The organism is Microbacterium sp. che218 (genome assembly GCF_040436305.1).
GTDB classification, from domain to species: Bacteria; Actinomycetota; Actinomycetes; order Actinomycetales; family Microbacteriaceae; genus Microbacterium; species Microbacterium algihabitans.
Genome location: NZ_AP031501.1, coordinates 2,175,576 through 2,193,687, shown reverse-complemented (window position 1 = coordinate 2,193,687; position 18,112 = coordinate 2,175,576). Strand labels below are relative to the sequence as shown.

The window sequence follows — 18,112 nt, the reverse complement described above, 5'->3', positions numbered from 1 at the left end:
ATCAGTCCTTTCGGGCGGGCACGACGAAACCGTGCCGAGTGAGTTCGTGGCGGAAGGCCCGATGAGGACGGACGTCGTCGATGCCACCCTGAGCCCAGGGATGACAGCGTGCGAGACGGGCCGCGGTGAACGCGATGCCCTTCACGAGTCCGTGCTGCTGCACGGCGCCCACCGAATAGGCGGAGCAGGACGGGTAGTACTTGCACACATCGCCGTAGACGTGCGAGATCGTCGCTCGATATGCATGGAGCAGGGCGAGCCCTGCATTACGGGGGAGGAGGGGGATGGATGCCACGACCCCGTCAGCGGTCAGGTGGGCCGCCCCGGTCGCCGAGGTCGGCAGTGTCGAAGCGCTCATGCCGATGCTTTTCGTTCGAGACACCGCACCACGTCGGCTCGGAGCGTCGCGTAATCAGCGGTCGCGGCCGACGGAAGTGCTCGGATGACGATCGAGGCGCCCCCGCGGATGGACGGGAGCGCCTCGGCGCACACCGCTTTGAGGCGGCGGCGAATGGTGTTGCGGGTGACTGCGGAGCCGACCTGTCGGCTCACGATGAAGCCGAAGCGGGGCGAATCGGTCTCAGCCGACGTTCCGACGTAGGTCACGGTGTGCGCTCCGGCACACCGAGAGCCCCGTCGGACTGTGGCTTTGTAGTCCGATCCGCGGGTGAGTCGGTTCGGCTTCGCGAGCACCGGGTCTATCAGGCCGAGAGCTCGGTACGGCCCTTGGCGCGGCGGGCCGCGAGGATGCCGCGGCCGGCACGCGTACGCATGCGGGCACGGAAGCCGTGCTTCTTGGCGCGGCGGCGGTTGTTGGGCTGGAAGGTGCGCTTGCTCATGGGTCACTCCGGAGGTGGTGTCGCCCGATGCTCTTCTGCCGGGGACGGGGTCGGGACTGCCGTATAGGCATAAGTCAACCGACTAAGGCTACGTCGCGCGCGGCGTTAACTCAAACCGGGAAGCCGACCGCTCATTATCCCCAAGCGTTGTCCACAACCGTGGCAAAGACACGCGACCGGCATCTACAGTGGATTTTGCTCCGCGAGAGCCGCGAACTAGCGTGGCCCCGGAAGTTATCCACAGGTTCGGCGCGACACGTCGATCACCCGTCGCGTCAAGATCCCGGAGGGGACATGTCTCTGCACGAACTCCCGGATGTACCCGTCTGGTCGACCGTGCTGGACCATCTTCTCACCGACGACCGCGTCACCCCGCAGCTCCACGGCTTCCTCAATCTCGCCGTGCCGCAGGGAGTGATGGGCGGAACCCTGTACCTCGACGTCCCGAACGACCTCACGGCCGCGCAGTTCAACAAGCGCATGCGGGCGCCCATCCTCGAAGCCCTCGCGCAGGTGCAGGGGACCGATCCCGAGGTCAGCACCTTCCGCGTCGTGGTGAACCCCGACCTCGGGGACTCGCACCACAGTTCCCCCTCGTCACCCGCGCCGGCCGAGACACGGGCGTCCACGCCGGCCCCCGCCGCCGGGCATTCCCCCGTGATCGATCAGGCTCCCGAGCCGATCGTCCCGGCCTCGCGCAACGACACCCGGCTCAACCCGAAGTACACCTTCGACAACTTCGTGATCGGCCAGTCCAACCGATTCGCGCATGCGGCCGCCGTCGCCGTGGCCGAGGCGCCGGCGAAGGCGTACAACCCCCTCTTCATCTACGGCGACTCGGGGCTGGGCAAGACCCACCTGCTCCACGCGATCGGCGACTACGCCGCGAGCATGTACGCCGGCATCCGGGTCCGATACGTCTCGAGCGAAGAGTTCACGAACGACTTCATCAACTCGATCGCGAACAACCGCGGCTCTGCGTTCCAGGCGCGATACCGAGACGTCGACATCCTGCTGATCGACGACATCCAGTTCCTGCAGGGCCGTGCCGAGACGCAGGAAGCCTTCTTCCACACGTTCAACACGCTGCACGATCACGACAAGCAGGTCGTCATCACGAGCGACCTGCCGCCGAAGCAGCTGACGGGCTTCGAAGACCGCATGCGCAGCCGCTTCGAGTGGGGCCTGATCACCGACGTGCAGGCGCCCGACCTCGAGACGCGCATCGCGATCCTCCGCAAGAAGGCGCAGAGCGAACGGCTGCTCATCCCCGATGACGTCCTCGAGTACATCGCCACCGTGGTGTCGTCGAACATCCGCGAGCTCGAGGGTGCGCTCATCCGCGTCTCGGCGTTCGCGAGCCTGAACCGCTCGACGCTCGACATGTCGCTCGCCCAGACCGTGCTGCGCGACATCATCGACCAGGACGACGCCAACGTCATCTCGCCGACCGACATCATCACGGCCACGGCGCAGTACTTCAAACTGTCGGTCGACGACCTGTACGGCTCGAGCCGTTCGCAGGCCGTGGCGACGGCTCGACAGATCGCCATGTACCTCTGCCGCGAACGCACCAGCCTGTCGTTGCCCAAGATCGGCCAGCTGTTCGGCAACCGCGATCACACCACCGTGATGTACGCCTACAAGAAGATCAGCGACCTCATGAAGGAGCGTCGATCGATCTTCAACCAGGTCTCGGAGATCACCAGCCAGCTCGGCCGTATGCGCTGAGCGCTTCTCTCCCGTGAAGGGTCCGTCCGCATCCGCGGCGGACCCTTTTCGCGTTTTCCCGCGTGATTCCGGGGCTGAGCGCCACTCGGAAGCACTTTTCGACACGGTTCTACACAGTGTGGAAAACCTGTGGATAACTCCCGATTGCTGCGGATGAGATGTGTAGGACGCGCCGAGAGGCTGTGGACGAGCGTCAGGACTCGGCATCCGGGATCGTGTTAACAACACAGGCGATCCGCAACGAGTCCACAGTTAACAACCGCCGCGATCCCTGCTGTTAACAAGCGTGTCGGAAGTTATCCACACTCTCCACAGCTGTTAACAAGATGAAGACTCCATCTCTTCGTTAAGGGTCATTCGATGACCTCGTGGTGCGGTCGGGCCTCGAAGGGTCGATGCGAGTGGGGCACTAGCATGGGTAAGCCATACCCGCCGTCAAGGGAGCGTCCGTGAAGTTCCACGTCAATCGCGATGTGTTCAGCGAAGCCGTCTCGTTCGTGGTCAAGCTCCTGCCTCAGCGCAATCCGCAGCCGATCCTGGCCGGTGTGCTCATCGAGGCCGGCGAGCAGGGGCTCACCCTTGCGGCCTTCGACTACGAGGCATCCGCACGCACGACGATCGAGGCCACGGTCGACGAGCCCGGCACGATCCTCGTCCACGGCCGCCTCCTGAGCGACATCGCCAGCCGTCTGCCGAACGCCCCGATCCAGATCGCGGTCGACGACGACGGCGGCATCCTGCTGACGTGCGGTTCCGCGCGGTTCACGCTGGCGTCGATGCCCGTGCAGGAATACCCGGCCATCCCCGAGGTCTCCGGCGAGTCCGGTCTCGTGCCGGCCGACGAGTTCGCCACGGCCATCGCGCAGGTCGCGTTCGCGGCGTCGCGCGACGACGTCACCCCGGTCCTCACCGGCGTGCAGCTCGAGGTCACCGGCACGCGTCTGAGCCTGGTCGCCACCGACCGCTACCGCGTCGCGCTGCGCGAGATCCCCTGGGACGGCGGCGCCACGGCATCCGACGAGCCCACCTCCGCCCTCGTGCCGGCCCGCACCCTGCAGGAGGTCGGCAAGACCTTCGCGCACGGCGGCGACATCTCGATCGCGTTCTCGGGCTCGGGCGACCGCGAGATCATCGCGTTCTCGTCGGGCAACAAGACGGTGACCTCGCTGCTGATCAAGGGCAACTTCCCGCCCGTGCGCCGCCTGTTCCCCGCGCAGACCGAACACCACAGCGTCGTCAACACCGCCGAGCTCCAGGAGGCCGTGCGTCGCGTCGCCCTCGTGCTCGACCGATCGGCGCCGCTGCGCTTCACCTTCGGACCCGACGGCGTGTCGATGGACGCCTCGGGCACCGAGCAGGCGCGTGCGACCGAGTCGGTCGACGCCACGCTCGTCGGCGACGAGGTGACCCTCGGACTCAACCCGCAGTACCTGCTCGAGTCGCTCGGCGCGGTGCGCAGCGAGTTCACGCGCATCACGTTCACCTCGAGCGACAACGCGAACAAGCTCAGCCCCGTGCTGGTCACCCCGCAGACCTCGGTCGACAAGGCCGGCGAGGGCTCGTTCAAGTACCTGCTGCAGCCGAACCTGCTGCTGCGCTGAGCCGCGAACGCCACGACCCCGGCGGTGTCGGAGGTGACGGGTAGTCTGACTCGGTGATCGTGGAGCAGCTCGGACTGAAGGACTTCCGCAATTACGCGGAAGCCGATGTCTCGCTCTCGCCCGGCGCGAACGTCTTCATCGGGCGCAACGGCCAAGGCAAGACGAACCTCGTCGAGGCCATGGCCTACCTCGCCACGCTGGGCTCGCACCGCGTGTCGAACGACGCCCCGATGGTGCGTGACGGGGCGGATGCCGCGATCGTGCGCGCCCGACTCGCCCACGGTGAGCGCAGCGTGCTGCTCGAGCTCCAGCTCAACCGCCACGGGGCGAACAAGGCCCGCGTCAACGGGGTCAACGTGCGCACCACCGAACTGCCGCGCTACGCCCAGGTCGTGCTCTTCGCCCCCGAAGACCTGCAGATCGTGCGTGGCGACCCGTCTGCACGACGTCGTTTCGCCGATCAGCTGATCGTGCAGCGGTCTCCTCGCATGTCTGCCGTGCTCGCCGACTACGACCGTGTGCTCCGCCAGCGCAGCGCTCTGTTGAAGTCGGCCAGGGCCCGTGGCATCCGCGGCGACGCCCTCAGCACCCTCGACGTGTGGGACGACAAGCTCGTCTCGCTCGGCACCGAGGTGATCGAGGCGCGGCTGGCGCTGGCATCCGATCTCTCCGCCCCTCTGGCGCGCGCCTACGCGGCGATCGCCGGCGCCGATCACGACCCCCGTCTGTCGTGGGCGCTGTCGGTGGGCGGCGGCGACCCCGAAGAAGGCGACGCCGTCGACGCGGGCGGATCGTCGGCTCCTCTCGCCGACCAGTTCCGCGCCGCCCTCGCCGCCCGTCGCTCCGCCGAGCTCGAGCGCGGTCTCACGCTCGTCGGTCCCCACCGCGACGACCTCGTGCTGCAGGTGCGGGGTCTGCCGGTGAAGGGATACGCCTCGCACGGCGAGTCGTGGTCGGTCGCGCTGTCGCTGCGACTGGCATCCGCCGAACTCCTGCGCGCCGAGTCGCGCCTGGGCGACCCCGTGCTGATCCTCGACGACGTCTTCGCCGAGCTCGACGCGGGGCGTCGCACGCGCCTCGCCGAGCTGGCCGGGGGTTACGAGCAGGTCATCGTCACCTCCGCGGTCGAAGAAGACGTGCCCGATGCGCTGCGTGCGCACGTCGTGCGCGTCGAGGCCGGCGAGATCCAGGAGCAGGATCATGTCTGACGAGGCGGAGCTCCCCGAGACGATGGCGACCTATCTTCGCTTGCGTGGTCTCGAGCCGTCTCCGTATCGCAAGAAGAAGAAGCGCCGTCGTGCCGACGACGGAGAGAACGCTCCTTTCACCCCTGGGCGCGACCCCCGCGGACTCGGGGATGTGCTCTCGGCGCTGACGCAGTCCGCCGGCTGGGAGCCCCAGCTCTCGCGGGAAGACCTCGTGCGCACCTGGGACGAGGTCGCCGGTGCCGACACCGCCGCGCACACCCGGCCGGTCGCGCTCGACAACGGCACCCTCACGGTCCAGGCTGACTCCACCGCATGGGCGAAGCAGCTCCAGCTCATGCGCGCGCACATCCTGTCGGAGATCATTCGGCGCTACCCCGAGGCGGGTGTCGAGGCGATCCGCTTCGTAGGGCCCGACGTCCCCTCGTGGAAATGGGGGCCCAGAGCCGTTCCAGGCCGCGGTCCGCGCGATACCTACGGGTAAGCCATGGTCGATCCCGGCTCGACGCGATTTATCGCCGCGTAGGGGCGTACAAGCCATTTCGAGGGCCCTTCCGCGATAGGATGGAGGTTCCGACGAATCGATCTGGAGCGCGCGTACCCATGACGTCCGAAAACCCCGACAGCGTTTCCGAGGAACCCGAAGCGATCAGCAAGAAGGTTCCCAACGAGTACGGGGCAGACGCCATCCAGGTGCTCGAAGGTCTCGAGGCGGTCCGCAAGCGTCCCGGCATGTACATCGGTTCCACCGGTGAGCGCGGCCTGCACCATCTCGTGCAGGAGATCGTCGACAACTCGGTCGACGAGGCCCTCGCCGGGTACTGCGACACGATCGATGTGACGATCCTCACCGACGGCGCCGTCCGCGTGGTCGACAACGGCCGCGGCATCCCGGTCGACATGCACCGCACCGAGGGCAAGTCGACCGTCGAGGTCGTGCTCACCGTCCTCCACGCCGGCGGCAAGTTCGGCGGCGGCGGCTACGCGGTCTCGGGCGGTCTGCACGGCGTCGGCTCGTCGGTCGTCAACGCGCTCTCGACGCGCCTCGAGGTCGAGGTCAAACGTCAGGGTCACGTCTGGCGTCAGTCGTTCCGCGACGGCGGTGTGCCCCTCGCCCCCCTCGCGCAGGGAGAAGAGAGCGACGCGACCGGCACGACGATCACGTTCTGGCCGGATGCCACGATCTTCGACACCGTCGACTTCGACTACGACACGCTGCGGACGCGCTTCCAGCAGATGGCGTTCCTCAACAAGGGGCTGCGCATCAGCCTGCGCGACGAGCGTCCGCAGTCGGTCATCACCGAGGGCGAGCCCGGCGAAGAGGTCACCGGCGCGCGCCACGACACATTCCTCTACGAGCGCGGTCTCGTCGACTACGTCGAGCACCTCAACCGCGTGCGCAAGGCCGACGTGGTCAACGACGAGATCATCGAGGTCGAGTCCGAGGACACCGAGCGCAAGATCGCCCTCGAGCTGGCGATGCAGTGGACGACGGCGTACACCGAGAACGTCTTCACCTACGCGAACACCATCAACACGCACGAGGGTGGCACGCACGAAGAGGGCTTCCGCGCGGCGCTGACGACGCTCGTCAACCGCTACGCGCGCGCGAACAACCTGCTCAAGGAGAAGGACGACAACCTCACCGGCGACGACATCCGCGAGGGTCTCACCGCGGTCATCTCGGTCAAGCTGTCGGAGCCGCAGTTCGAGGGTCAGACCAAGACCAAGCTCGGCAACACCGAGGCCCGCGCCTACGTGCAGAAGGTCGTCGGCGACAAGCTCGGCGACTGGTTCGACCGCAACCCCGCGCAGGCGAAGAACATCATCCGCAAGGCGATCGACGCCGCGACCGCTCGTCTGGCCGCCCGTAAGGCGCGCGAGACCGCGCGTCGCAAGAGCGTCTTCGAGTCGGCCGCGATGCCCGACAAGCTCAAGGACTGCACCTCGAAAGACCCCTCGATCAGCGAGATCTTCCTCGTCGAGGGTGACTCGGCCGGCGGCTCGGCCGTGCAGGGCCGCGACCCGCACACGCAGGCGATCCTGGCGCTGCGCGGCAAGATCCTCAACGTCGAGCGCGCGCGCCTCGACCGCGCCCTGGGCAACAAAGAGGTCCAGGCGATGATCCAGGCCTTCGGCACGGGCATCGGCGAAGACTTCGACATGGCCAAGGCGCGGTACCACAAGATCGTGCTCATGGCCGATGCCGACGTCGACGGCCAGCACATCACGACCCTCCTGCTGACCCTGCTCTTCCGCTACATGCGCGGCCTCATCGAGGCGGGCTTCGTGTATCTCGCGCAGCCCCCCCTGTACCGCCTGAAGTGGTCGAACCACCCGCACGAGTACGCCTACAGCGACCGCGAGCGCGACGCGATGCTCGTCGACGGTCAGGCCTCCGGACGCCGCATCCCCAAAGACAACGGCATCCAGCGCTACAAGGGTCTCGGCGAGATGAACGACCACGAGCTGTGGGAGACCACGATGGACCCCGAGACCCGCACGCTGAAGCAGGTGACCATCGACGACGCCGCCTCGGCAGACGAGATCTTCTCGGTGCTCATGGGAGAAGACGTCGAGTCGCGACGCAGCTTCATCCAGCGCAACGCCAAAGACGTCCGCTTCCTCGACATCTGATCCGCACGACAGATCTCGCTCCGACGTATTCACGAAACTGAGAAGACATGGCTGACGACACCACTCCCGAGCCCGCCGAAGCGCGCGAAGAAGGCGCTCACAACCACGGCAAGATCGACCAGGTCGACCTGCAGCTCGAGATGCAGCGGAGCTACCTCGACTACGCGATGAGCGTCATCGTCGGGCGCGCCCTGCCCGACGTGCGCGACGGTCTCAAGCCCGTGCACCGCCGTGTGATCTACGGCATGTACGACGGCGGCTTCCGCCCCGACAAGTCGTTCTCGAAGTGCGCCCGTGTGGTGGGCGAGGTCATGGGGCACTACCACCCGCACGGTGACGCCCCGATCTACGACGCCCTCGTGCGTCTGGTGCAGCCGTGGTCGCTGCGCTACCCCCTGGCGCTCGGCCAGGGCAACTTCGGCTCTCCCGGAAACCAGGGCGCCGCCGCCCCGCGATACACCGAGACCAAGATGGCCCCCCTCGCGCTCGAGATGGTGCGCGACATCGAAGAAGAGACCGTCAACTTCGAGGACAACTACGACGGCCAGACGCAGGAGCCCACGGTTCTGCCGGCGCGCTTCCCGAACCTGCTGGTCAATGGTTCGGTCGGCATCGCCGTCGGTATGGCGACGAACATCCCGCCGCACAACCTGCGCGAGGTCTCGAGCGGTGCCCTGTGGGCTCTCGAGAACCCGGATGCCACGCGAGAAGAGCTGCTCGAGGCGCTCATGGAGCGCATCCCCGGCCCCGACTTCCCCACGCGCGCCCAGATCCTGGGCACGCGCGGCATCAAGGACGCCTACCGCACCGGTCGCGGCTCGATCACGATGCGCGCGGTGGTCAACATCGAGGAGATCCAGGGCCGCACGTGCCTCGTGATCACCGAACTGCCGTACCAGGTCAACCCCGACAACGTCGCGGTCAAGATCGGCGACCTCGCCCGCGAGGGGAAGATCACCGGTGTCGCCGACATCCGCGACGAGAGCTCGGGCCGTACCGGCCAGCGCCTGGTCGTCGTGCTCAAGCGCGATGCGGTCGCCAAGGTCGTGCTGAACAACCTCTACAAGCACACGCAGCTGCAGGAGAACTTCGGCGCCAACATGCTGGCGATCGTCGACGGCGTGCCGCGCACGCTCTCACTCGACGGCTTCATCAGCCTGTGGATCGACCACCAGGTCGAGGTCATCGTCCGGCGCACGCGCTACCGCCTGCGCAAGGCCGAAGAGCGCATGCACATCCTGCGCGGCTACCTGAAGGCGCTCGACGCCCTCGACGAGGTCATCGCGCTCATCCGTCGCTCGCCGACGGCTCAGGATGCCAACGAGGGTCTGCAGAAGCTCCTCGACATCGACGACATCCAGGCCCAGGCGATCCTCGACATGCAGCTGCGTCGTCTCGCTGCCCTCGAGCGCCAGAAGATCGTCGACGAGGCGACCGAGCTCGAGGCCCGCATCGCGGACTACAACGACATCCTCGCCACGCCCGCCCGCCAGCGCACCATCATCCGCGACGAGCTCACGGCGATCGTCGACCGCTTCGGCGACGACCGTCGCACCGAGATCCTGCACGGGTTCGACGGCGACGTCTCGATCGAAGACCTCATCGCCGAAGAGGAGATGGTCGTCACCGTCACCCGCGACGGCTACATCAAGCGCACGCGCAGCGACAACTACCGCTCGCAGCACCGCGGCGGCAAGGGCGTGAAGGGTGCGCAGCTGCGCGCCGACGACGTGGTCGAGCACTTCTTCGTCACCACGACGCACCACTGGCTGCTGTTCTTCACGAACAAGGGGCGCGTGTACCGCTCCAAGGCGTACGAGGTGCCCGAGGCCGGGCGCGACGCCAAGGGTCAGCACGTCGCCAACCTGCTGGCGCTCCAGCCCGACGAGGAGATCGCGCAGATCCTCGACATCCGCGACTACCAGGTCGCGACCTACCTCGTGCTCGCGACGCGGGGCGGTCTGGTCAAGAAGACCCGCCTCGAGGAGTACGACACCAACCGTCAGGGCGGTGTCATCGCCATCAAGCTGCGCGGTCAGACCTCCGACGAGGGCGACGACGTCGAGCAGGGCGGCGCCGACGAGCTCGTCAGCGCGATGCTCGTCGACGAGGGCGACGACATCCTCCTCATCAGCCGCCTCGGCATGTCGCTGCGGTTCTCCGCCACCGACAACGCGCTGCGCCCCATGGGTCGGTCGACCTCGGGCGTGAAGGGGATGGACTTCCGCGAGGGCGACAGCCTGCTCTCGGCCTCCGTCGCCAAGGACGACGAATTCGTCTTCGTGGTGACCGAAGGCGGCTACGCCAAGCGCACCGCGGTCACCGAATACCGCATGCAGAACCGCGGTGGTCTGGGCATCAAGGTGGCCCGTCTGACCGACGATCGCGGGGTCCTCGCGGGCGGAATGATGGTGTCCGAGGGCGACGAGGTCCTTGTGGTTCTTGCCAGCGGCAAGGTGGTACGCTCCAGCGTGGCCGAGGTGCCCGCCAAGGGACGCGACACCATGGGTGTCGTCTTCGCTCGCGCCGGGGGCGATGACAAGATCATCGCGATCGCGCGCAACGCCGAGCGGAACCTCGCCGAGACGACGGAGACGACCACTGAGCCCGCCGCTTCACCCGCGGACGAGGCCAGCGCCTCCCCTTCCGACACCCCCGAGGAAAGTACTGACGCATGAGCACGGTAGCCGACAAGCTCGCCAAGAAGTCGACTCACAAGACCCCTGCGAAGCAGGTGCGTCTGCGCCTGGTCTACATCGACTTCTGGTCGGCGGTGAAGCTGTCGTTCCTGGTGGCGGTCGCCCTGGCCATCGTCACGGTGGTCTCGTACTTCCTCATCTACCTGGTCGTCTCGGCGACGCTGCTGTCGAAGCTCGATGAGTTCTTCACCAGCTTCACCGACGGCGGGGCGACGCTCTCGCAGTACATCGGTCTGCCCCAGGTCATGGCATTCGCCGCGATCGTGGCGATCCTCAACCTGGTCGTGGTGACGGTGCTCGGCGCTGTTATGGCGGGCATCTACAACCTCGCGGTGAAGGTGACCGGCGGCCTGCTCGTCGGCTTCACCTCGAACTGACGCCGATTCGTCAAAACCTCGCGAGTCCGGTAAAGTCTTCGAGGTTGACATCACGTCAGCGAGACGGGGCTATAGCTCAGGCGGTTAGAGCGCTTCACTGATAATGAAGAGGTCCCAGGTTCAAGTCCTGGTAGCCCCACCCCTTCCCTCGCGGGGCCTTAGCTCAGCTGGTAGAGCGCCTGCTTTGCAAGCAGGATGTCAGGAGTTCGAATCTCCTAGGCTCCACAACTGCGAAACGAAAGCCGGCCTTCGGGCCGGCTTTCGTCTTTGCACCGCGACACACGTGCCCCGGCGCTCGCTAGAGTCACGTCATGGACATGCGGGTCGCCGCGTACGCCGTCGTGACCGACGCCGACGGCCGTGTGCTGCTCGCGCACTGGATCGACGGCCGACGGCCCGCATGGACGCTTCCCGGAGGCGGTCTCGAGCCCGGCGAGGATCCCGCTCACGCCGTGCGCCGGGAGGTCCGCGAAGAGACGGGTTTCCGCGTCGCGATCGACGAGCTGCTCGGCATCCATTCCCGCGTCATCCCGGCCGAGGCACGGTTGGCCCACGATTCCGACGGGCCGCTCCACGCCCTGCGGATCGTCTATCGAACCCACGTCGTCGGTGGTCGCCTGAGGTTCGAGACCGACGGTTCGACCGATCGCGCGGAGTGGTTCACCCTCGCGGAGGCCCGCAAGCTCCGTCGCGTTCAGCTGGTCGACGTGGCCCTGCGCATGGCGGGCCTGCTGCCCACCTGATCGTCAGGCGCGGTCGACCGTGATGTCGGCGACGGTCGCGCCGTACGCGGAGATCAGGTCGTCGGCGTCGACGAACAGGCTGTAGCCGTGTGCGCCGGCACCCATGGCGATGCGCGTGCCGACGATGCGCTCGTCGGCGTACACGGGCCATGCCGTGGTGCTGCCGATGGGCACGATCGTGCCGCGCTCGTAGCCGGTCGCCGCCAGGGCGAGCTCGGGTTCGGGGAGGCGGAGTTTGTTGACCCCCACCGCGGCGCGGAGCTTCGGCCACGAGATGGCCCGATCACCCGGCACCAGGGCGAAGAGGTACGTGTCGTCGGAGCGCTTCACCACGAGCGTCTTGACGATGGACGCCGCGGGGATGCCGAGGAGTTCGGCGGCCTCGTCGAGGCTCGAGGCGGCGGGACGCTCGCGCACATCGACAGAGAGGCCGCGCTCACGCGCGGCCTCTCTGACTCTGATGGTGGGGTCGCTCACGCGTCCGGCGCACGCAGCGGGTCGTCGGCAACCCACAGCTCGTCGTCGGCGCGCAGCGTCTGCCACGCGGCGTACGCGACGCCCGCGGCGGCGACGAGACCGAGGATGATGGCGATCACGCCACCGGCACCGATGCCGTCGTGCTGCGAGGGAAGCTTCTTCGAGAGGCGCTTGGACGCCTGCTTGCCGTACTTCTCGGCACGCTTGGCGTACTTGTGGGTGTCGAGCTCGAAGCCCTTGCCCTTGGCGATGCGGTCACGGGTGTCGCCCGCGGCGTCCCACACCGACATCGCTCCGCCGACCACAGCACCGGCCGCGGGAACGACCTTGTGGCTGAGGAAGCGGTTCGTGCCCTTGACGGTCTTGTCCACGTACGGAGCGGCGTACTTGCCGTAGCCGTCCTGCACGGCGGGGACGAGGTCTTCACGGCTGAAGCGACCGAGCTGGTGGCCGGCTTCGCGAGCGACCTTCCCACTCTCGCCCAGCAGCACCTGCTGCGACTCCCACACCTTGGCGGCGTGCTTCTGGAGCTTGCGCAGTTCCTTCTTGCTCTTGCGGCTGAGGCCCACGGCTCATCCTCCCTGTCGATGGGATGTACGTTCGTTCATCTTGCCAGAACGGGTCGCCGGCACCGCCGACCCTTGCAGATAACTCTGAGAGAATGTACCCATGGCCAACCACACCGCCGTAGCGACCCTGCACACCAACCATGGCGACATCGTCGTCAACCTGTTCGGCGACCACGCGCCGCGCACCGTCCGCAACTTCATCGGGCTTTCCGATGGTTCGCAGGAGTGGACGAACCCGGCTACCGGGGCGAAAGGCGAAAGTCCCCTCTACAAGGACGTCGTCTTCCACCGCATCATCCCCAACTTCATGATCCAGGGCGGCGACCCGCTCGGTCAGGGCATCGGCGGCCCGGGATACAACTTCAACGACGAGATCCACCCCGAGCTCGACTTCACGCAGCCCTACAAGCTGGCCATGGCCAACGCCGGTCTGCGTCGCAACGCCATCACGGGTCAGGCCGAGGGCACTAACGGCTCGCAGTTCTTCATCACGACCGACCCCACTCCGTGGCTGCAGGGCAAGCACACCATCTTCGGCGAAGTCGCCGACGAGGCTTCCAAGGCCGTCGTCGACGAGATCGCCGCGGTGCCCACCGGCGCGCAGGACCGGCCGAAGGCAGACGTCGTGCTGCACTCGGTCGACGTCGTCGCCGTCTGACGCTCGGACGACGGCGGGTGTCCACGACCGACGAGTTCCGTCGCAACAGCGACAACTTCTGTTACCGGCATCCTGACCGGCAGAGCTTCGTGCTGTGCCAGCGGTGCATGCGCACCGTGTGCCCGGAATGTCGGACACCCGCCGCCGTCGGCGTCATCTGCCCGGAGTGCATGGCCCAGCAGCGAGCTCAGCAGACTCCCGCGCAGAAGAAAGCGCAGCGTCGATGGGCGTCTCGCCCCGCGATGGCGCTCTCGACCGATCGCCCCCGCATGACGCTCGGAATCATCGCGATCACGGGATTGACCTACATCATCGGGTTGATCCCCGGGGTGGGTTCGATCCTCACGCAGTTCCTCGCGTTCAACAGCGTCTTCCTCATTCCCGAGCTGGGCGTCATCCAGCCGTGGCGGCTGCTCACGGTCTCTCTCGTGCACAGCGGCTTCTTCCACATCGCCCTCAACATGCTCGCGCTGTGGTTCATCGGCCGCAGCCTCGAGCCGATGCTCGGACGCGCCCGGTTCCTGGCCCTCTACCTGATCGGCACGATCGGCGGATCCGTCGCCGTGGCGCTGCTCGCGCCCGGCGTGTGGACGGTCGGTGCATCGGGTGCGATCTTCGCCCTGTTCGGGGCGCTGCTGGTGATCGGCCGCCACATCGGCGCCGACATCCGCGTCATCGCGATCCTCATCGCGATCAACTTCGCCTGGCCGTTCGTGGTGGCGGGGATCGACGCGATCGGCTCGGGCAGCTTCGCGGCGTCGCTGGCCGCCGTGGGCATCTCGTGGCAGGCGCACCTGGGTGGCCTCATCGCCGGAGCCCTGGTCGGCCTCATCTACTCGCGCACGCGCGCACCGCGTCAGCGCGGGGTGCAGGTCGGTCTGCTGGTGACGCTCGGCGTCGTTCTTCTCGCCCTGCTGGTGATTCCGGCCCTGGCGTACGTCTGAGAGTTATCCACAGCCCCATCCACAGGTGGGGATGAATTACACGGGTGTAAGTCAGCGCCACTTCGTGGTCATGAGGAAGCCGACGAAGGCGATACCGAAACCGATGACCAGGTTCCACGGGCCGATGCCCGGGATGGGGAACTGCGAGTTGCTGAGGTAGAACACCAGCACCCACACGAGGCCGATGAGCATGAGGCCGATCATGATGGGCAGGAACCACACGGGATTCGGTGCCGATCCACCGTCGTTGCGCTCAGCGATCGGGTCTTCGCCTTTGCCAGTTCGAGCCATGCCGGACAGTCTAACGGTCAGGGACGCGCGAATTCATGGAACTAGACTCGCCTCGTGCAGACCGTGCAGGAGCCGCAGACCCGTCGTACGCGACGTCGCGGCCGCGCTCCTCGGCGCCGCGTCTCGGTCGTCGGAGTGATCGGCGACCTGCTCGTGACGGCAGGTGTCGTCGTCCTGCTGTTCGTGGTCTGGCAGTTGTGGATCGGCGACGCGATCATCGGGGCGCAGTTCAAAGACCAGGGCAAGGAGCTCAGCGAGTCGTGGGCGCTCGAGCCCTCGGCCCCCGCGCCCGCCGCATCCTCGCCGGGAACCACGGCACCCACCGGTCCGCCGACGGCTGATCCTCCTGCCCTCCCGCAGCCGGGCGATGCCGAGCGCTTCGCCGTCGTCCGCATCCCGCGGCTCGGGCCCGACTACTCGTTCCCGCTCGCCGGCGGGGTCAGCTCGTCGCGCACCCTCGACCCGATCGGGCTCGGTCACTATCCCGATACGGCCATGCCGGGGCAGGTCGGCAACTTCGCCATTGCCGGCCACCGCGGCAGCCACGGAGCCCCGTTCGCCGACCTCCCTTCGCTGCACATCGGCGACGCGGTCGTCGTCGAGACGGAACAGGGCTGGTACACCTACCGCTTCCGCAACATCGAGTACGTGCGCCCGAACGGCGTCGACGTGCTGCTCCCGCTGCCGCAGCAGCCGCAGGTGGAGGCCACCGACCGGATCATCACGATGACGACCTGCAGCCCGCGGTACGGGTTCTCCGAGCGCGCCATCGCGTACGGCGTCTTCGAGTCGTACACCCCGCGCACCGAAGCGGGCCCTCCCACGTCCCTGACCTCTGGAGCCGCGTGATGTACGGAGCTCTCTGGCGCGTTCTGCCCGGCCCCTGGTGGGTCCGCGTGCTCATCCTCGTGGTGCTTCTGGCGGCCGTGCTCTACGGCCTGTTCTTCTACGTCTTCCCCTGGGTGAGCGACCTGGTGTACCCCTCGGAGGTCACGGTCGAGTGACCGGTCTGCGGGTCGTCGTCGTCGACAACCGCGACAGCTTCGTCCACACCCTCGCCGGCTATCTCCGCGACATCGGAGCGGAGACGTCGATGGTCGACGCCCATGATCCCGCGGTCGTCGACACCGTGCGTCGTCACGACGCCGTGCTTGTGTCTCCCGGGCCCGGTCATCCCGTCGACGCGGGACGGTCGGTCGAGGTGGTGCGCGCGGCCTCGGACGCCGGCATCCCGTTGCTCGGGGTCTGTCTCGGACACCAGGCCCTGGCGACAGCCTTCGGTGCACGGGTGGCGCAGGCTCCCGAACTGCTGCACGGCATCACGAGCGTCATCCGCCATCGCGGCGTCGGCGTGTTCGCGGGTCTCGACGACGGGTTCGTCGCCACCCGCTATCACTCCCTCGCCGTCGACGAATCGAGCATCCCCCCGGAGTTGGAGGTCACGGCGCGCACGGAGGGGGGCGTCGTCATGGGGCTCCGTCACCGTTCCGCGCCGCTGGAGGGCGTGCAGTTCCACCCCGAGAGCGTGCTGACCGAGGGCGGCCATCGGCTGCTCGGCCGGTGGCTCGAGAACGCCGGTCTGACCGGTGCCGTGGAGCGCGCGAGCGCGCTTCGTCCCCGTCGGGTCAGGACCCCGAGCACACCGTCAGCGTGATCTCGCTGTGCACCGGCACTTCACCCGGGGCCAGCGACTGCGTCGTCACCGTCGCAGGAGTGGTGGCCTTGCAGCCGGGGTCGTCGTTGGTCAGAACGGTGAGCTGCTTGTCGTCGGACTCGAGCTCGCGCTTCGCGCCGTCGAGGGTGTACCCGGCGTAGTCGTTGATGACGACCTTGCCGCTGGCGACCACGAGGTTGACCGTCGTTCCCTTCGCGACCTCCGTGCCCGCCTCGGCCGTCGCGGAGATGACGGTACCGGCGGCGAGGGCGGCGTCGTTCTGCCGTCGGATGGATCCGACGGTCAGGCCGGCGTTGGTGAGCGCCGTGCGCGCTTCGGTCTCGTTGATGCCGTCGAGGGTCGGCACCGTCGCGGTGTCGGGGCCCGTCGAGACGTAGAGGGTCACCTGCTGGCCGGCCGTGACGTTGGTGCCGGCCGCGGGGGTGGAGCTGATGACGTTGCCCGCGGCGATCTTCTCGTCGGGCTGGTTCACGCGGCTGGCGGTGAGCTGCTCGCCCTGAAGCGCCTCGACGGCGCGGTCGTACGACATGTCGACCACGTTGGGAACGGTCAGGGCGTTGGTGGGCACGTTCGAGGCGGGCTGGATCTGCATTACCCACACCAGCACCGCGACGAGCAGAACGGCGAGCACCGTCACGCCGGCCCAGATCCAGGCGACCGGGGGTCCGGGCTGCGTGCGGCGCATCGTCGTGTCGGTGCTGAGCTGGCGGAGCGAGCGCGCGGTCTCGGCGGCCTGACGCGGGTTCGGCCCGTACAGCTCGTTTGACAGGGCGGACATCTGCCGCTTGCTCGGAGCTTTGCCGTCGGCAGTCTCGTCGAGCGCTTCGCGGAAGCTCGCGGCGTCCTGCGGGCGCTGGAAGGGATCCTTCGCCAGCGCGCGCAGAACGATCGCATCGAGTGCCCGCGGGATCGACTCGTCGATCTCGCTCGGCGGGACCGGCGCCTCACTGACGTGCTGGTAGGCGACGGCCACGGGGGTCTCGCCGCGGAACGGAGGGCGTCCGGTGAGCAGCTCGTAGAGCACGACGCCCGTGGAGTACAGGTCGGCGCGCGCGTCGACGGACTCGCCCTTGGCCTGCTCGGGGGAGAAGTAGGCGGCGGTTCCCACGATGGCCGTCGTCTCGGCGACGGTGGAGGAGGAGTCCGATACGGCGCGGGCGATGCCGAAGTCCATGACCTTCACGCGACCGGAGTCGGTGATCATGACGTTGCCCGGCTTGATGTCGCGGTGGACGACGCCGGCGCGGTGCGAGTACTCGAGGGCTTCCAGGATGCCGTCGACGTAGCGCAGCGCCTCGTCAGTGGGCACCTTGCCCTCGGCGATGATCTCCTTCAGCAGGCGACCGTGCACGAGCTCCATGACGATGTAGGGCACGGGACGCTCGACCCCGTCGACGCCGGTCTCGGCGTCTTCGCCCGCGTCGAACACGCGCACGATGGTGGCGTGCGCCATGCGCGACGCCGCCTGCGCCTCGAGTCGGAACCGCGTGCGGAACGCCGCGTCTCCGGCGAGGTCGGAGCGCAGGATCTTGATCGCCACCGTGCGCCCGAGAGTCTGGTCGTACCCGCGGTACACGCTCGCCATCCCGCCGCGACCGATGAGGTCGTCGACGCGATAGCGCCCGGACAGGACGCGCGTCTCAGTGGTCACGAAGGAACTCCTGGC

20 protein-coding genes and 2 tRNA genes are annotated in these 18,112 nt (G+C 67.6%); 15 read left to right on the top strand and 7 right to left on the bottom strand.

The features are described 5' to 3' along the window. Position 1: 1 nt before the first annotated feature. The 3 genes from yidD to rpmH are packed head-to-tail and all read right to left on the bottom strand — an operon-like array spanning position 2 to position 839. The gene (gene yidD, locus ABXS86_RS10350) at positions 2-358 is read right to left on the bottom strand and encodes a membrane protein insertion efficiency factor YidD (RefSeq protein ID WP_154097008.1); all 357 of its coding nucleotides are present in this window, start codon (positions 356-358) and stop codon (positions 2-4) included. Beyond that, positions 355-693, bottom strand: coding sequence for a ribonuclease P protein component (gene rnpA / locus ABXS86_RS10345; RefSeq protein WP_144830964.1), 339 nt, complete (start codon positions 691-693; stop codon positions 355-357). The genes yidD and rnpA overlap by 4 nt, the downstream gene beginning before the upstream one ends. 8 nt (positions 694-701) lie before the next feature. Beyond that, positions 702-839 (bottom strand): 50S ribosomal protein L34, encoded by a 138-nt coding sequence (gene rpmH, locus ABXS86_RS10340; protein WP_013584598.1) that lies wholly within the window; start codon positions 837-839, stop codon positions 702-704. Positions 840-1,133: 294 nt separating this feature from the next. On the opposite strand from rpmH, the gene dnaA reads away from it, so the two are divergent. The 10 genes from dnaA to ABXS86_RS10290 all read left to right on the top strand — a co-directional run bounded on the left by dnaA (position 1,134) and on the right by ABXS86_RS10290 (position 11,832). Beyond that, positions 1,134-2,570: a chromosomal replication initiator protein DnaA gene (gene dnaA / locus ABXS86_RS10335; protein WP_353664376.1), complete on the top strand. Its 1,437-nt coding sequence runs from the start codon at positions 1,134-1,136 to the stop codon at positions 2,568-2,570. A 449-nt stretch (positions 2,571-3,019) separates the two neighbouring features. Further along, positions 3,020-4,171 carry a DNA polymerase III subunit beta gene (dnaN, locus tag ABXS86_RS10330; RefSeq protein ID WP_353664375.1) on the top strand — a complete coding sequence of 384 codons (1,152 nt, stop codon included), beginning with the start codon at positions 3,020-3,022 and terminating at the stop codon, positions 4,169-4,171. 53 nt (positions 4,172-4,224) lie between these two features. Then, positions 4,225-5,379, top strand: coding sequence for a DNA replication/repair protein RecF (recF, locus tag ABXS86_RS10325; RefSeq protein WP_353664374.1), 1,155 nt, complete (start codon positions 4,225-4,227; stop codon positions 5,377-5,379). Beyond that, positions 5,372-5,860 (top strand): DUF721 domain-containing protein, encoded by a 489-nt coding sequence (locus tag ABXS86_RS10320; protein WP_353664373.1) that lies wholly within the window; start codon positions 5,372-5,374, stop codon positions 5,858-5,860. Before recF ends, ABXS86_RS10320 begins: the two co-directional genes overlap by 8 nt. Positions 5,861-5,979: 119 nt before the next feature. Further along, the gene (gyrB, locus tag ABXS86_RS10315; RefSeq protein WP_353664372.1) at positions 5,980-8,013 is read left to right on the top strand and encodes a DNA topoisomerase (ATP-hydrolyzing) subunit B; all 2,034 of its coding nucleotides are present in this window, start codon (positions 5,980-5,982) and stop codon (positions 8,011-8,013) included. Positions 8,014-8,060: 47 nt separating this feature from the next. Continuing rightward, entirely contained in the window at positions 8,061-10,691 is a 2,631-nt protein-coding gene (gene gyrA / locus ABXS86_RS10310; RefSeq protein WP_353664371.1) for a DNA gyrase subunit A, read from the top strand. Next, positions 10,688-11,089, top strand: a complete 402-nt coding sequence (locus ABXS86_RS10305) for a DUF3566 domain-containing protein (RefSeq protein ID WP_144830917.1) — start codon at positions 10,688-10,690, stop codon at positions 11,087-11,089. Before gyrA ends, ABXS86_RS10305 begins: the two co-directional genes overlap by 4 nt. A 65-nt stretch (positions 11,090-11,154) precedes the next feature. Continuing rightward, a tRNA-Ile gene (locus tag ABXS86_RS10300) sits at positions 11,155-11,228 on the top strand. A gap of 13 nt (positions 11,229-11,241) precedes the next feature. Continuing rightward, positions 11,242-11,314, top strand: a tRNA-Ala gene (locus ABXS86_RS10295). An 86-nt stretch (positions 11,315-11,400) separates the two neighbouring features. Continuing rightward, positions 11,401-11,832 carry an NUDIX hydrolase gene (locus ABXS86_RS10290; RefSeq protein WP_251505148.1) on the top strand — a complete coding sequence of 144 codons (432 nt, stop codon included), beginning with the start codon at positions 11,401-11,403 and terminating at the stop codon, positions 11,830-11,832. Between the two features lie 3 nt (positions 11,833-11,835). Here ABXS86_RS10290 and ABXS86_RS10285 read toward each other — a convergent pair whose 3' ends face one another. Both ABXS86_RS10285 and ABXS86_RS10280 read right to left on the bottom strand, forming a co-directional pair. Continuing rightward, on the bottom strand, positions 11,836-12,309 hold the full coding sequence (locus tag ABXS86_RS10285; RefSeq protein ID WP_307207583.1) for an aminoacyl-tRNA deacylase: 474 nt from the start codon (positions 12,307-12,309) through the stop codon (positions 11,836-11,838). Next, positions 12,306-12,878: a DNA helicase gene (locus ABXS86_RS10280; RefSeq protein ID WP_144830908.1), complete on the bottom strand. Its 573-nt coding sequence runs from the start codon at positions 12,876-12,878 to the stop codon at positions 12,306-12,308. Before ABXS86_RS10280 ends, ABXS86_RS10285 begins: the two co-directional genes overlap by 4 nt. Before the next feature lie 100 nt (positions 12,879-12,978). Between ABXS86_RS10280 and ABXS86_RS10275 the strand changes: the two genes are divergently transcribed. Together ABXS86_RS10275 and ABXS86_RS10270 are read left to right on the top strand one after the other, a co-directional pair. After that, complete coding sequence (locus tag ABXS86_RS10275; protein WP_353664370.1) at positions 12,979-13,536, top strand: peptidylprolyl isomerase; 558 nt, start codon at positions 12,979-12,981, stop codon at positions 13,534-13,536. A gap of 17 nt (positions 13,537-13,553) precedes the next feature. After that, on the top strand, positions 13,554-14,480 hold the full coding sequence (locus tag ABXS86_RS10270; protein ID WP_353664369.1) for a rhomboid family intramembrane serine protease: 927 nt from the start codon (positions 13,554-13,556) through the stop codon (positions 14,478-14,480). A gap of 51 nt (positions 14,481-14,531) precedes the next feature. Here the strand turns inward: ABXS86_RS10270 and ABXS86_RS10265 are convergent, their stop codons facing one another. Next, positions 14,532-14,771, bottom strand: coding sequence for a cell division protein CrgA (locus tag ABXS86_RS10265; RefSeq protein ID WP_144830902.1), 240 nt, complete (start codon positions 14,769-14,771; stop codon positions 14,532-14,534). Positions 14,772-14,825: 54 nt separating this feature from the next. On the opposite strand from ABXS86_RS10265, the gene ABXS86_RS10260 reads away from it, so the two are divergent. Genes ABXS86_RS10260 through ABXS86_RS10250 form a run of 3 tightly spaced genes read left to right on the top strand, consistent with a single transcriptional unit; the run spans position 14,826 to position 16,425 of the window. After that, a complete protein-coding gene (locus tag ABXS86_RS10260) occupies positions 14,826-15,620 on the top strand; it encodes a class E sortase (RefSeq protein WP_307207590.1) in 795 nt (264 codons plus the stop codon). Further along, positions 15,620-15,775 carry a hypothetical protein gene (locus tag ABXS86_RS10255; protein ID WP_307207593.1) on the top strand — a complete coding sequence of 52 codons (156 nt, stop codon included), beginning with the start codon at positions 15,620-15,622 and terminating at the stop codon, positions 15,773-15,775. Before ABXS86_RS10260 ends, ABXS86_RS10255 begins: the two co-directional genes overlap by 1 nt. Further along, positions 15,772-16,425, top strand: a complete 654-nt coding sequence (locus tag ABXS86_RS10250; protein ID WP_353664368.1) for an anthranilate synthase component II — start codon at positions 15,772-15,774, stop codon at positions 16,423-16,425. Before ABXS86_RS10255 ends, ABXS86_RS10250 begins: the two co-directional genes overlap by 4 nt. Here ABXS86_RS10250 and pknB read toward each other — a convergent pair. After that, entirely contained in the window at positions 16,397-18,097 is a 1,701-nt protein-coding gene (pknB, locus tag ABXS86_RS10245; RefSeq protein WP_353664367.1) for a Stk1 family PASTA domain-containing Ser/Thr kinase, read from the bottom strand. The two genes, ABXS86_RS10250 and pknB, sit on opposite strands and share 29 nt — an antisense overlap. Between the last annotated feature and the right edge of the window lie 15 nt (positions 18,098-18,112).

What these genes read in the sequence shown, in the direction of transcription:
- yidD (WP_154097008.1), bottom strand. Translation starts at nt 358, where the DNA reads ATGAGCGCTTCGACACTGCCGACCTCGGCGACCGGGGCGGCCCACCTG.
- rpmH (WP_013584598.1), bottom strand. Translation starts at nt 839, where the DNA reads ATGAGCAAGCGCACCTTCCAGCCCAACAACCGCCGCCGCGCCAAGAAG.
- dnaA (WP_353664376.1), top strand. Translation starts at nt 1,134, where the DNA reads ATGTCTCTGCACGAACTCCCGGATGTACCCGTCTGGTCGACCGTGCTG.
- ABXS86_RS10320 (WP_353664373.1), top strand. Translation starts at nt 5,372, where the DNA reads ATGTCTGACGAGGCGGAGCTCCCCGAGACGATGGCGACCTATCTTCGC.
- gyrB (WP_353664372.1), top strand. Translation starts at nt 5,980, where the DNA reads ATGACGTCCGAAAACCCCGACAGCGTTTCCGAGGAACCCGAAGCGATC.
- gyrA (WP_353664371.1), top strand. Translation starts at nt 8,061, where the DNA reads ATGGCTGACGACACCACTCCCGAGCCCGCCGAAGCGCGCGAAGAAGGC.
- ABXS86_RS10305 (WP_144830917.1), top strand. Translation starts at nt 10,688, where the DNA reads ATGAGCACGGTAGCCGACAAGCTCGCCAAGAAGTCGACTCACAAGACC.
- ABXS86_RS10290 (WP_251505148.1), top strand. Translation starts at nt 11,401, where the DNA reads ATGGACATGCGGGTCGCCGCGTACGCCGTCGTGACCGACGCCGACGGC.
- ABXS86_RS10275 (WP_353664370.1), top strand. Translation starts at nt 12,979, where the DNA reads ATGGCCAACCACACCGCCGTAGCGACCCTGCACACCAACCATGGCGAC.
- ABXS86_RS10265 (WP_144830902.1), bottom strand. Translation starts at nt 14,771, where the DNA reads ATGGCTCGAACTGGCAAAGGCGAAGACCCGATCGCTGAGCGCAACGAC.
- ABXS86_RS10255 (WP_307207593.1), top strand. Translation starts at nt 15,620, where the DNA reads ATGTACGGAGCTCTCTGGCGCGTTCTGCCCGGCCCCTGGTGGGTCCGC.